Raw genomic sequence first — 13,635 nt, forward strand, 5'->3', positions numbered from 1 at the left:
AGGCGATGAACCAAGCGCTCGCGCAGAACGCGATGCTCTCGACTCGGCCGGCTCGGACCCTCGTGACGGCCCCGGTCGTCGCCGTGGCGGCGCTGCTGGTCAGCTGTGGCCACGGGGGGCCGGACAACCGCTCGCCCGCCGGGCTCGACGAGACCCTGGCGTGCCCGGAAGGGTTCGTCGGGTGGAACTTCCGGACCCACGAGCTGCGGACGCTGAACACGCAGCTCGAGGCCGAGGCCGGGCTGCTCCCGACGCCGCTCGCGGTCGACATCTCGAGCATCACGTGCGGCGGTGACGCGGACAGCGCGACGTCCCAGGCAGAGACGGACCGCATCCGTAGGGCGTGCGCCGGAGCGCTCGCGTGCGACGAGACACTCACCTGCACGGGGGCCGTCACGATCGAGTATCGCTGCGGCGATGCCGACCCCGCCGACGAGACGGTGCTGCGGAGCCGGACCCTGTCGGTGCCCGGATCGGCGGCGCGTGCGATCTCGGTCGACTGTTCACCGCCGGCCGCCGACCCGGCGACTCTCCCCGAGCGCAGCGCCTGCGTACCGCGCTTCTGCCACGGCAAGTCGAGGCGCGACGCCGACCTCAACTGCGTGCCCGACACGACCATGCCTCTGGTGAACGACGTGTCGATGCGCTCGGGGTTCGTCTTCCAGACGCCCGACAGCACCTTCCACGACGCGCGAAACCCGTACTACGGCCCGCTCGTCCGGGGTGAGAACGGGCGCCTCCCCGAGCTCCGCGTTGGCGCTTCGCTGCTCTCGAGCGTGCGCATCCAGATGCCCGACGAGGTCGTCCCCGACCAGGCCCGCGTGACCGTGTGGATGGCCGACGAGTTCAAGCCCGATGGACGCGCCAACGCACCGGACTCCGAGAGCCGCTGGGCGTTCCGTTGCATCGTGCATTCGAACACGGTCACCCCTGCCAACGGGACCGCGGCGTTCGAGCGTCCAGGGTACACCGAGCTCTCGTCACGCCTCGAGTCCGAGATGCCGCGCTCGTGCTGGGACCACGCCGACACGGCCGCCGTGCCCGGGATCCACCCGGAGGTCGAGGCGGATCTCCGACGCCGCGCGGGCCTCGTGCGGAACGGCACCAACGCCGACCTCTACACGCGCAACGCGACCGACGATCCCACCGGCGCGAGCGTCACTGCCTACCGTCGCACAGGCACCGTCTTCTTCGTGTCGTACGACGTCGATGGGGATCTCGCGTGGCTTCGTGAGGACGAGACCGAGGAGAACGTGTGCGCGCCGAATCCGCCCGCGTTCTTCTGGGACGCAAACGAGCAGGCCTTCGACATGTTCGGCTACCTCGACCAGCGTCGCCTCGCGATGCTGAACGGCGGCACGCGCTACCCGGCGATCGAGTACCACCGCATCGTGCGCGTCGGCCCAGTCGAGATGCAGCTGGGCCGCTCCGAGATGGAGATGGCTCAACCGTCCCTGGGGGTCAACAACCTCCCCACCAGCTCAGCCGTCCTCCCGGTGAACTTCAAGTGGTACGTGACCGGTGACCCCGAGGGCACGCCGCATCCCTACACCTTCCGGCGCGCGAGCTCGCTGCCGCCGCTGCGCGCGAACGTCTACCTCTGGCCCGTCGATCGCATCCCGTCTCCGACCGGGCGCTACGAAGGCAACCACCCCTCGATCGGCACCATCCCACTGCGCGGGAACCCTGGGGCTGCCGGTGCGACGATCTCGACCGAGATCGACATCCCGCTGCGTGTCCGCACGCTGCTCTACGACCCGAGCTCGCCGCTCTACGTCGACCCGAACGTGCACGGCGACTCGCGCGCGTTCTACGTCACGGCCTGCGTGGAGAACACGGCTCAGACCTTCGGCGGTCGCTACTTCAACCGGAGCAGCAACAACCTCGAGCAAGGCGAGTGGTGGCTGGTGCCGGCCACCAAGCCAGGGCTGAGTGGGTTGCCCCCCAGCGGCCCGGTCTTCCAGCACTACGGGCGTGCCGAGGGCTGCATCGAGGCGCCGACGCCGGTCGTCATCACGGTGGACCGACTGCTCCGTAGCCAGACCCCGCTCGGCAGCTCGCTCTTCACGGGCGTCCAAGCGACGAGCAGCGCTGGCGACGGAACGATGAGCGGCCAGACCGACAACGACGCGGAGACGAACTGCGACGTGAACGGGACGGGGACGCCCGATCCCACCGCCCAGAACTGCCGCGAGACCGCCAGCGGGGGGATGGCTGGCAACGGAGAGCTCTCGCAGAACTACTACTCGTACGACGTCGACCTCACGCGGCAGAGCGCAAGCGCGAACGTCGCGATCCGAGGGAGCGTCTCGGGCTTCATGGTGCTCGACCCCGCGACCACCACCACCTCGCTGGTCAGCGCTGGCTCGTCGAACCCGGTCACGATCACCGCGACGCCACCGTGGGATCAGATCCGCAACACGCTGGCGCGCAGCACGATGCAACCCCCGGGCTCGCTCCTGCGCCGTCAGTGGACGACGGGGCGCTACGCGGGCATCAGCGGGCTGGGGCTCGCCATCGGGTTCAAGAAGAAGATCAACATCGGCATCCCGGGTGAGGTGATCTTCGCGGTGAGCGCCGGTGTCGGGCTCAACGCGTCGCTCGCCTTCCAGTTCGCTCCAACCTCGAACGAGGCCTACCCCTGCATCGGGGGCCAGGACTGCGTACAGGTCATCGGGACCAACGCGAACGACGCGGCCAACCCGCCGCGCACCCTGAGCGGTGCGGTGACGGATTGCTACGCGCGCGGCGGGCGCCTCGCCGAGATGCGCGAGGGGCTCGAGTCGCAGCGCTTCCACGACGCGGCCAACGCTGCGGGCGCTTCGCAGCAATACTGGGTCGGCGCGCAGCTCGCCTACGGGCACCCGAACCTCGCGTGTCTCGGGCCCGCGTACAGCGCGGCTCACTGCGCCTCGCAGATGCGCACGTCGTTCCGGTGGTTGTCGAACGACCAGGAGTTCGCCACCGCCACGGGCACGGGCGGCGCCACGATCTCCGCGGCCCACACCGCCGCGACGAGCCCGGCGTTCGGCATCGGCCCCTCCGCGAGCGGTCTCCTCTACAGCCCGTCGTCCCAGACGATGTCGGTGGCGAGCGCGGACACGGTGAGGCCCTACGCGTGCGCGTACCCGCACGCCGACAGCGAGGTCTTCCTCAAGTGGTCGCTCGCGCTCAACCTCTCGGCCGGTGCGGGCATCTCGATGGCGTTCTGCACGCCAACCGAGGAGTTCGGCATCTGCCTCCGCGGCCAGCTGAACTTCGTCAGCATCGCGCTGACCCCGACGCTCTCGCAGACGAACCGCCTGCTGTTCCGGGGGACGACCGCATTCGGCCTCCACAGCAACCTCCGGCGCGAGGTGCCCTGGTCGCTCACGCTCCTCGAGGGCGGACTGCAGATCGAGGTCAACGTGTACTTCTTCTCGTTCTCCTACCCCTTGGTCACGTTCAACGGCTTCCGCGTCGCGAGTGGGTTCCTTCAAGACCCGATCGACGCGCCGGTCTTCAGGAGTCTGCAATGAAGCGTTCGACTCTCGTCGCGCTGGGCACCGCAGGCGGCGCGGCCGCGCTCGTCGGTTGGGCCGCGCTCCGCAGCCCTCCGGGTGGCAGTCCGGTCGAGCTCGCGACCGCTGCCCCGTCGGAAGGCGCCGCGCGACCCCTCGCGTCCGCCTTCGGCCTCCCGCCGGGCGCCTCCTCCGCTGGGCGCGCACCCGGCTGTTGGATGCAGCCCGGCGAGACCTACGCGTTCTCGGTCCGCGTCGCGACCGAGCAGCGTCTCGACCCGGCGGCGGCAGGGCTCCCCGCGAACACCCCCTACACAGCGAGCGACTCGGTGACGGCCGTGCTCGAGGCACGCGTCCTCACCGCCACCACCGCATCCGAGCCCGCGACGCTCGTCGGACGGCTGCGCGACGTCGGCGCGTCCACGCCGGAGCGCGCGGGGGCGCTCGCGACACCCTTCATGCTCAGGGTCGGCGAGGACTGTGGGCTCGAGGGCTACGCACGCGCCAGCGGCGCTCATCGCGCCCACGCGCAGCGGCAGCAGGCGATCCTCCACGAGCTCCACTGGCGCTGGCCCGAGGGCGTCGAGCTCGAGGCGACGACCGCCACCGGTCAGAACGCCACGGGCGAGTACCGCGCCCGCGTCGGCTACGACCCCCACGTCGATGGCGCCATCGTGCAGCGACGCATCACCGCGTACACGACCCGCTGGGACGAGCACTCCGACGCCCAGCCTGGCGCGAGCCTCCTCACGGTGCGGGTGGGCGACGGGTCGTGGTTTGCGTCCATGCTGGGCACGGACGAGACCCGTGGCACCAACGGGCGGGCGCGGGTCTCCGTCGAGGCCACGGCGGTGCCCGTCCGCGGGGACGCGCTCGCTGGTGTGCCCACGGACACGTCGCACTACGTGTGGGAGAACCTGCTGCCGCTTCGTCTCGAGGCGCGCGAGCCACGTCGGGTGACCCAAGACGACCTCGAGCGGCGCCAGGCCGTGTCGCACCTCTCGCTCGACGAGAGCGTCGACCGGTTCCTCGGGCGCGTCGCGCGCAACGAGGGCCTCGCGGGCACCTGGCCCGAGCTGACCGACTATCTCGAGGCGCGGCCGGAGCAGACCGTGCCCCTCGTCCACCTCCTGCAGGAGGACGAGATCCCCGAGGCGGCGCGCCCCTCCCTCTACATGGCGCTGAGCCGCGCGCGCACCGAGGAGGCGAAGGCGGTGCTCTTCGCGATCGCGCAGGACGGCGCCGCGCCCATCATCGAGCGGACGCGCGCGATGTTCGCGATGGTCGACCGCGATGACGTGGGGCTCGACGTCGCGCAGTACATGCAGTCGACCGCCATGGTCGACGCTGGCGGCGACGGCGCGACAGAGACGCTCGCGCGCGAGGCGCTGCTCGCGCTCGGCGCCATGGCGGGCCTCCAGGACGACGACGCCATCACCGCGGTCGCCATGGTCGCGGTGGACCAGCGGCTCGCGCGCGCCGAGAGCGCCGCCGAGCTGTCGAGCGCGTTCGGGGCGATCGGGAACATCGGGAAGAGCCAGCACCTCCCCCGGGTGCTGCCCTTCACGACCGACCCGGACCCCACGGTACGCGAGGCCGCGGCGTTCGCGCTGCGCCGGATGGACCCGAGCGAGGCGGGCCCGTTCGTCGCGGAGTGGCTGTCGCGCGAGTCGCACCCGCTCGTGAAGCGCCGCATCTACCAGACCCTCGTGCGCCAGTCGGCGGACGCGTCTGCCCCCCAGCCCGACACCGTGCTCTCGATGGCGCTGCACGAGCTCGCGACGCAGCCCGAGAGCGTGATGACGCGCAAGGCCCTCATTCGCCTCGTCGGCGCGTGCGTACCGCGGAGCGACGCTGCGCGGCAGGCGCTGATCGCGCAGATCCCCGTGGAGCTCGCCGCGCGCTCCGACCTCTACTCCGAGGTCGTGCGCTTCCTCGCTCCAGACGACATCCGAGAAGGCCTCGCCCGGAGGGTTGCCCGATGACATCTCGCGCCTTCGCGCGACGCGCGCACTCACCCCGAGCGGGCCTCGTGTTGGCCTCGCTACTCGTCTTTGCGGCGTGTGGATGCGGTCCGCACATCACGGTCGCGCTCGACGACGACGACGAACGTGAGCTCCCGGCGGGTTCCGATCCAGGGCTCCCCGGCCCCGCGCCCGACCTCGGACCGCCGCCCGACGTCATCGACCTGGGCGCGCCGCCCGCGTGTTGCCCCGTCTCGTTTGCGTTGCGCGACCCCGACGGGTTCGAAGACGAGGTGAGCGTCACCCTGCGCGGCTCTGCGCCGCCGCTCGACGAGGAAGGCGTGGCGCTGACCTTCGCGGACGGCGCTTGGCACGGATCGGCCTGCATCCCCCTCGACTACGTCGGCTACTACTACTACGAGCTCGGCTTCGCGGGAGACCTCGACCCCGAGTCGACCTTCTACGTCACGGCGGTCAACGAGCACGTGCCGCTCACCACGTCGGCGCTCATCGACCCGGTGAACGCGTGGATCCCCCTCAGCTCGTGCGCGGACGATGTGTCGATCCACGCGGACGCCACCACCAACCCGTAGCGGCTGCTATACCAGGCGCCATGACGCAGCGCTTTCAGGACAGCATCGTGTGGATCACCGGCGGCGGTACGGGCATCGGCAAGGCCCTCGCCGTGGAGTTCGCCAAGGAGGGGGCCAAGCTGGCGCTCTCCGGGCGTCGCCGGGACCGGCTGGAGAGCGCGGCCGACGAGCTGCGCGCCCTTGGCGCCGAGGTGCTGGTGGTGCCCTGTGACGTCACTGACGAGGACAGCATCGACCAGGCCGTGTCCGCCGTGGTGGCGCACTTCGGCAAGCTCGACGTGTGCGTGGCCAACGCCGGCTTCTCCGTGGCCGGGCGCATCAAGAAGCTGCGCGCGTCGGACTGGCGCCGGCAGTTCGACGTGAACGTCATCGGTCTTGCCTCTACTTGCCGCGCCGTCATCCCGCACCTGGAGCGCACGAAGGGCCGCATCGCGCTCATCGGGAGCGTCTCGGCGCTCTTTCCGGCGCCTGGGCTCGCGCCCTACTCCGCCAGCAAGGCCGCCGTGCGCGTCATTGGGGCGTCGCTGAGCGCGGAGCTGCACGGCACGGGCGTCAGCTGCACCACCATCCACCCGGGCTTCGTCGAGAGCGAGATCGCGCAGGTGGACAACCAGGGGCGCTTCGACGCCGAGCGCGAGGACAGGCGGCCCCAGAAGCTCATGTGGCCGGCCGACAAAGCGGCCCGCGTGATGGTGCGCGGCATCTACAAGCGCAAGCGCGAGTTTGTCTTCACCGGACACGGCAAGGTGGGGGCGTTCTTCGGGCAGCACTTCCCGGGGCTCGGCTACTGGGCCACTCGGGGGCGCTGAGGGGCGTCACGGCGCTCGCTCGGCGCCATTCGTCGGGCGCTTGTCTCGCCCGACTGAAGAACTCTCGCGAGGGTGCATTCTGAGCGCATTCTGAGCGCGTTCTGGGCCGAATATTCACGCGGGGTTCACGTACTCCGTGACAGGTTGCTGCCGCGCGAGCACGCCTTTCGCGGTCGCCAACCGAGGGTGTCGTTGGGAGAGCCCTCACCGCTTGCACATGGAGGACGAGAAGATGATCAACAGCTCGAGAGACGGGTTGACCCGCGTCGCCGCACAAGGCTTGGCTGGGCTCGTGATGTTGGGGGCGGCCGTACTGGGCAGCGCCTCCGAGGCCGCCGCGCAGCGCACGTTCGGCCTCGCGCCGGCGGCCGCCACGTCGGGTCCGCCGCCGCGCTTCCTGGACGAGGCCTCGCTGCGCGTGGACCTCAACACAGGCACCAACAACGACCAGCACCGCTTCAGCGCGTCCGTCAGTGGCGTGGTGCACGGCCGGGCGCTGTCGCGCGCCGACGCCGTGCGACTGGAGTACAAGGTGGGCACCCGCACCATCGGCTCGGCGCGTTGCTCCGTGGAGGGCTTCGACGGCTTCAACTGGCCCAACCGTGACGGCTACGCGGTGGGCACGTTCAGCTGCCAGACCGAGAAGGTCATCGACACGGCCGAGGACGCCACCATCCAGCTCACGTACATGGACGACGAGGACGACCGTCAGATTGCGTTCCGTCCGCTGCAGATCCGCGTCGGTGCGGCCCCCTACTGGGGCGGCGGCACCAACTTCCGCTACCAGAACTACGTCAACAACCACGGCCTCGTGGGCGCGTCGACCATCTGGCTGCGCGAGCCCCCGTTCGGTCAGGGCCCCAAGGTGATGTTCACGTTCTGGGGCAACCCCTCGCGTGACGCGCGCCGTCCCGACGAGGTCGCCATCCGCTGCTCGGTCAACGGCGAGCGCATCCGCGAGAACATCTCGGTCGGCGGCACCATGATGCACGGCCGCGGCGGCAACGTCGCGGAGTACCAGCCCCAGGAGGGCTCGGGCGACAACTTCGGCTACACCTACTACGAGGTCTCCACGGGCTTCACCTACGACGGCCGCGGCGGACAGGGCGACCGCTACGACCTCGCCGCCCACCCGGGCAACTACGCGTGTCAGGTGCGCGTGGCCGGCACCCCCGTGCGCGAGTTCCTGTTCACGGTGCAGCCCAACGGCAGCATCGCGCCGCACGCCGAGCAGCTGGGCGAGAACGCGCTCTACCTGACGCCCGGTCGCGTGCTGGTGGACACGCGCCTGCCCACGCCCGACCAGTGGGACCACGGCTTCGACCCCGACGCCATCCGCGCGGGCAGCTTCTTCGGGCGCCCCTGGCGCGACGCCAGCTCGCTCTCCGCGATGTTCGGCGCGCTCCCGGCGGCCGTCGTCGGCGCGACCGAGGCGCCGGCCGTGCCCTCGGGGATGAACGTGTCCGGCTTCATCCGTCCGACGGCGCCTGCCGGGCGTGGCGGCAGCTCGCGCGGGGGCAGCGGCGGTCGCGGCGGCTCCAGCATGAGCAGCATGAGCCGCATGCGCTGAGCCGGGCGTCTCATGGCACTGGCGGGGCCAACGCGTCCCGCCGGCGGCGTGCGAGGACGGCGCGTCCTGGGGGTCCCCGGGGCGCGCCGTCGCGCGTTCAGGGGGGTTCTGCTGTGACCTGACGTACGGTAGGGTCAACGCCGTGTCATCCTCCCAGCGCGCCACCGTCGGTGACCTCGCGCGCACGCTCGAGCAGCGTGTGTACGTGGAGCGTCCGTCCGCGCAGCGGCTCTTCGAGCAGCTGCTCTCGTCCGAGGACGGTCGCCCGAGCGTGTTGTACCTGAGCGCGCCCGGTGGGTCTGGGAAGAGCGTCTGTCTGCGGCTGTTCGAGGCCTACGCGGAGCAGCACGGCATGCTCACCTGCTTCCTCGACGCACGCGACGTCCCCGCCGACGCGCGCGCCGCCGAGCTCGCCATCCTGCAGGCGGTCAGCTTGGTGGCCGGGAGCCATCGCGGCGTGGTCTTCGTGGACACCTTCGAGGCGCACCAAGCGCTGGAGCGCGTCTACCGCGAGCGCATCCTGCCGAAGACGCCCCGCTCGGTGCGCGTGGTGCTCGCGGGTCGCATGTCGCCCGACGGCGCCTGGGCACGCGACCCAGTCTGGTCGCAGCTGATGCTCACGCACCGGTTGCCGCTGCTCAGCCACGAAGAGGCCCGCGCGCTGCTCAGCGCCCGCTTCGTGCCCGAGGTGGAGCACGACGAGCTGATCGCGCTGGCCCGCGGACACGCGCTGACCTTGGCCTGCTTGGCCACCGAGGGCTACGAGCGCGGGCAGCCGTTCCGCGCGGGCTCGAGTCAGCTGGCCGAGCTGGGCGACCCGCTCGAGCTGGACGAGAAGCTGGCCATCCTGACGCTGTGCTTGGGACATTGGATGCCGGAGAGCGACTTGGTGCGCGTGGCCGGTACGGGCTCGTTCCTACCGCAGCTCGAGCGCCACGCGTTCGTCGAGCGCGTGGGCACGCGTTGGCGCATCCACGAGCTGTACCGCGACGGGTTCCTGGCGCGGCTGCGCGGCGAGCTGGTGGACGAGCTGCCGGGGGTGGTGCGGCGCGCCATCTGGAACGTGGTGGCCCGCTCACGCGACGAGACCGACTTCGACAAGCGCGTGCAGCTGCAGTTCGAGGTGGGCTTCCTGCTGCGGGCGCTCCCACCGGGCGAGGGCTTGCTCGAGCGCTTCGAGATGGAGGCGTACTACCGCGACGGCCTGCGCGACGACGACGTGCCGCTGATCGTCGCGGCCGTCGAGCGCTTCGAAGGGTCCGCGAGCGCGGCGCTGGCGCTGGCGCACCTCGCGCGCTTCCCCGACCTGTGTACGGTGCTGCGGGATCCCACGGGGGCGCCCGTGGGCGTCACCATCTGGATGGATGGGTCGCGCCTCGAGGAACGCGACGCGCTCCGTGATCCCGCCGCCGCCAAGCTGCGCGCGCTGCCCGGTGGCGAGCAGTCGCACATGGTGCGGTGGTGGTTCACGCTGGATCAGTACCAAGCGCCGTCGGCCGCCTTCTCGCACCTCACCGTGCACGCCACGTCGGTCGGGCAGGCGCGCCTGCGCACCCCGGTGCACGGGCACTTCGTGCACACGCTGACGCCCGCGTCGGGGGCCACCTGGTGCGAGCTGGGGCTGCTCGACCGCATCCCGGAGCTGGAGTTCGAGCTGGACGGAAACGCCTACGCGGTGGTGGGCTACGACTTCCGCAGCGAGACGCAGCACGAGCGCATGGTGCGCGACATCGAGCGCATGCTCGACATCTCCGCCAGCATGATGGGGCCACCGCCGGCCAGCGAGGCCTCGGGTACGCACCGCGCGATGCCCTCGGGTGCTCCGCCTCGGCACACCACGGCCCCACCGCCCGCGGACCGGGCGAGCGTGACCGACGCCGTGACCGAGGCCCTGCGCTGGTACCGCTACGACGACCGCCTGAGCCAGAGCCAGCTGGCCAGCGGCATGCCCGGGGACAGCCCGCTCGAGCGTGCGGCGCGGGTGCGCGCGCTGTTGGACGAGGCCCACCAACGCCTGCGTCCCACCGGGCGTAGCCCCGAGCCCGCCACGCTCATCGCGCGCTCGTACTTCGAGCGTGAGGACAAGCAGCTGGCCATCGCGCACGACCTCGGGCTCGCGCACGGCACGTACCGCAGACGCCTGCGAGAAGCCGTCAAGCAGCTGACGGTGTGCGTGGAGAGCGTGTGGGCCGAGCAAGGCCACTGAGCGTCGTGGGGCGCGCGCCCGCGCTAGCGGACGAGCCGCGGGCGGAGGCCGGGCTGTTCCCCGCGCTGCTGCGCCACTGGCGCCGACAGCGGGGACGCAGCCAGCTGGACGTGGCGCTCGACGCCGGCGTGTCCACGCGCCACCTGAGCTTCCTCGAGACCGGCCGCGCCGGGCCCAGCCGCGAGATGGTGCTGCGCCTGGGCGGGGCGCTGGCCGTGCCGCTGCGGGACCAGAACCGCCTGCTGGACGCTGCCGGGTTCGCGCCGGAATTCCCCGAGCCCGACGCTGCGGGGCCGCTGACCCCGGCCATCGAGCAGGCGCTCGCGCGCATGCTGGCGCAGCAGGAGCCCTACCCGCTGACCGTGCTGGACCGGCGCTACGACATCGTGCGGGCGAACGCGGCGGCCATGCGCATCCTGCCGCGCTTCGTGGCCGACCCCATCACGCTGCGCGGCCCGCTGAACGTGTTCCGCATGCTGTTCGATGCGCGCATGGGGCGGCGCTTCGTCGACGACTGGGAGCGCGTGGCCCGCGAGCTGGTGGGCCGCCTGCAGCGCGAGGTGCTGAGCGCGCCCGAAGACGACGCGCTGCGCGAGCTGCTGGCCGAGCTGCGGGCGACCCCGGACGTGCCGGCGCGCGTGTTCCAGCCGGACCTCACGGCGCCGAGCGGGCCCACGTTGGCCATCCGGCTGCGGCGCGACGACCTGGTGCTCGGCTTCTTCACGACCATCACCACGTTCAATGCGCCGCACGACGTGACGCTCGAGGAGCTGCGCATCGAGAGCTACTTCCCGCTGGACGACGCGACCGCCACGGCGTGCGCGGCGTTGGCCGCGGCGGGGTGAGCATGGCGCGGCGCTGGCTGCTGGCGGCGGAGCGTTGCGTCGCGGGGGCCGCCGCAGGGTGAGCACGGCGCGGCGCTGCCCGCCGGGGCGAGCGCGGCGGAGCGCCTGTTGCTCCGTCAGTCGGCTGCCGCGTGGCGCAGCAAGAACGCGCGGGTCGCTGCGCTGAATGCCTCGGGGTGGTCTTCGTGCGGGAAGAGACGCGCCCCCGGCAGCGTGACCAGCTCGGCGCCCGCCGGGAACTGCGGGAGCATGGCGCGGGCGCCCGACACCGGGAAGAACGGGTCGTCGCTGCCCCACAGCAGCAGGCTCGGCGCGCTCAGCTGGGCGTGCGTGCTGCGTAGCCCGGCGAGCACGTCGGGGTCGAGGCCCTTCAGCAGGCGCAGCTGGCCCGCGAGCACGTGTGGGTCCGTGGCCAGCGGCTGCACGAACCAGGCGCCGAAGTCGCCGTCCACGTAGCGCGGGTTCGTGAAGCAGCCGCCGAAGCCGAGGGCCGAGCGACGAAACGCGCCCACGCTGAGAGCGCGCATGACGAGCTGGATCAACCCGGGGACCCGCATGGTCAGCGCATACAGCTTCAGCTGCCAGGGCGTGTGCCCGGGGATCTCGGTGTCCGCCATGACGTGCGCGAACACGCGCGGGTCGTCGGCCGCGGCCAGGCGCGAGATGGCCGCGCCGCTGTCGTGACCCAGGTAGGCGAAGCGCGTCAGACCCAGCAGCTCGGTCGCGCGCCGCACCGACGCGCCGTGCGCGACGAGGTCGATGTGCGAGCGCTCGTCCCACACGCTCTGGCCCGTGCCCGGCAGGTCCAGCAGGTGCACCGTGAAGTCGCGCGCGAGGTGCGGGACTACGCGCCGGAACGTCGCGGCGTGCAGCGGCCAGCCGTGCACGCAGACCAGGTCGGGGCCCTGCCCGAAGCGGTAGTACGCGAGCTGGGCGTGGCCCACGTCGAGCATGCGGTCGGGCGCGCCACCGAGGCGCGCGCTGACGTCGCCTTCGGTGAGGGCGTGGGCGGCGCCGACATGTGGGTCACGCGTCTGTGTGCTGGCGTCGTGGGCTGGAGTGTTTGCGTGAGGCGCGGCGGAGGTGTTGGGCGATGTCATTCCGACAGCCTGGGGGCGCGCGCGCGGGTGTGCGATTACGTGCCCAGGTAATGCCCGGGAGGGACGTCAGCCCGTGCGCTACACTGCGCCCGTGCGCCGCCCCGTCGATCCTGCCGCCGTCACGCGTCTGCTCGAAGCGCTGGGCCGCCATGCGCGCGGCCCGGGAGGCGTCTACCTGACCGGAGGAGCCACCGCGCTCCTGCTCGGTTGGCGCGGGTCGACCAACGATGTGGACATCAAGCTGGACCCGGAGCCAGACGGGGTCTTCGAGGCCATCGCGGCGCTCAAGAACGAGCTGGACGTGAACATCGAGCTCGCGTCGCCAGATCTGTTCATCCCCGAGCTGTCCGACTGGCGCGAGCGCTCGACTTTCGTCGGACAGTTCGGGCCGTTGCGCGTCTTCCACTACGACTTGCGCGCTCAGGCGCTGGCCAAAGTGGCACGCGGAGCCGACCGGGACGTGTCGGACGTGCGTGCGATGCTCGCGCGGGGACTCGTGTCCCGCGAGGAGCTGCGCGCCGCGTTCGAGTCGATGCGTCCGCGCATCATCCGCTTTCCGCGGCTGGACGAGGCGCGCTTCGCGGACGCTCTCGCGCGTGTGTGTGCCTTGGAGGAGCTGACGTGACGCGCGGACGAGTGTCGGATGGACACGCGACCGAGCGCCTGCTCGAGCCGCTTTCCGCGCTAGGCCCCCTCGAGGACCTCCCGGGGAGCGAGGCCGTGTTGGCAGGGCTGCGCGACGTGGCCGATGGGGTCCCGTCCGTGGAGGCCGCTTTGGTTCAGGTCATGACGCGCCGCTTCGCCGAGCATGGGGTGCACGTCTCGCGTCTGCCTGAAGATGCGGAGCTGGTGCTCTATCGACGCTTGACCGACGAGCGCTGCGCCGAGGACGACGTGTATGGGCGCTACAACGCGCTGCTGGAGGACCTGGTGAGCTTCTTGTGCGCGCTCGACCAGCGTCGCGCGGTGCGTGCACGTCTTTCGAACGGGGTGGTGCCTTAGCCAGCGCGGCGGTGGGACCCGACCCGGCGCTCACGTGTGGACCCGA

At 71.5% G+C, this 13,635-nt stretch carries 10 protein-coding genes; 9 read left to right on the forward strand and 1 reads right to left on the reverse strand.

The window, feature by feature from the left end; genetic code table 11:
* The first annotated feature begins 5 nt into the window (after window positions 1–5).
* The 7 genes from H6726_04740 to H6726_04770 all read left to right on the forward strand — a co-directional run bounded on the left by H6726_04740 (window position 6) and on the right by H6726_04770 (window position 11,487).
* The gene (locus H6726_04740; protein MCB9656938.1) at window positions 6–3,518 is read left to right on the forward strand and encodes a hypothetical protein; all 3,513 of its coding nucleotides are present in this window, start codon (window positions 6–8) and stop codon (window positions 3,516–3,518) included.
* The gene (locus tag H6726_04745; protein MCB9656939.1) at window positions 3,515–5,485 is read left to right on the forward strand and encodes a HEAT repeat domain-containing protein; all 1,971 of its coding nucleotides are present in this window, start codon (window positions 3,515–3,517) and stop codon (window positions 5,483–5,485) included. Before H6726_04740 ends, H6726_04745 begins: the two co-directional genes overlap by 4 nt.
* Entirely contained in the window at window positions 5,482–6,057 is a 576-nt protein-coding gene (locus H6726_04750) for a hypothetical protein (GenBank protein MCB9656940.1), read from the forward strand. The genes H6726_04745 and H6726_04750 overlap by 4 nt, the downstream gene beginning before the upstream one ends.
* 20 nt (window positions 6,058–6,077) lie before the next feature.
* The gene (locus tag H6726_04755) at window positions 6,078–6,866 is read left to right on the forward strand and encodes an SDR family NAD(P)-dependent oxidoreductase (GenBank protein MCB9656941.1); all 789 of its coding nucleotides are present in this window, start codon (window positions 6,078–6,080) and stop codon (window positions 6,864–6,866) included.
* Window positions 6,867–7,083: 217 nt separating this feature from the next.
* A complete protein-coding gene (locus tag H6726_04760; GenBank protein MCB9656942.1) occupies window positions 7,084–8,436 on the forward strand; it encodes a hypothetical protein in 1,353 nt (450 codons plus the stop codon).
* Between the two features lie 142 nt (window positions 8,437–8,578).
* Window positions 8,579–10,642: a hypothetical protein gene (locus tag H6726_04765; protein ID MCB9656943.1), complete on the forward strand. Its 2,064-nt coding sequence runs from the start codon at window positions 8,579–8,581 to the stop codon at window positions 10,640–10,642.
* A gap of 5 nt (window positions 10,643–10,647) precedes the next feature.
* Window positions 10,648–11,487: a helix-turn-helix transcriptional regulator gene (locus tag H6726_04770; protein ID MCB9656944.1), complete on the forward strand. Its 840-nt coding sequence runs from the start codon at window positions 10,648–10,650 to the stop codon at window positions 11,485–11,487.
* A 116-nt stretch (window positions 11,488–11,603) separates the two neighbouring features.
* Here the strand turns inward: H6726_04770 and H6726_04775 are convergent, their stop codons facing one another.
* Window positions 11,604–12,587: an alpha/beta hydrolase gene (locus tag H6726_04775; protein MCB9656945.1), complete on the reverse strand. Its 984-nt coding sequence runs from the start codon at window positions 12,585–12,587 to the stop codon at window positions 11,604–11,606.
* A 91-nt stretch (window positions 12,588–12,678) separates the two neighbouring features.
* On the opposite strand from H6726_04775, the gene H6726_04780 reads away from it, so the two are divergent.
* Window positions 12,679–13,212 carry a hypothetical protein gene (locus H6726_04780; protein MCB9656946.1) on the forward strand — a complete coding sequence of 178 codons (534 nt, stop codon included), beginning with the start codon at window positions 12,679–12,681 and terminating at the stop codon, window positions 13,210–13,212.
* The gene (locus tag H6726_04785; GenBank protein ID MCB9656947.1) at window positions 13,209–13,589 is read left to right on the forward strand and encodes a hypothetical protein; all 381 of its coding nucleotides are present in this window, start codon (window positions 13,209–13,211) and stop codon (window positions 13,587–13,589) included. Before H6726_04780 ends, H6726_04785 begins: the two co-directional genes overlap by 4 nt.
* The last annotated feature ends 46 nt before the right edge of the window (window positions 13,590–13,635 follow it).

This window comes from Sandaracinaceae bacterium, assembly GCA_020633055.1.
In the GTDB taxonomy this organism is placed as follows: Bacteria; Myxococcota_A; Polyangia; order Polyangiales; family Houyiibacteriaceae; genus JADJJE01.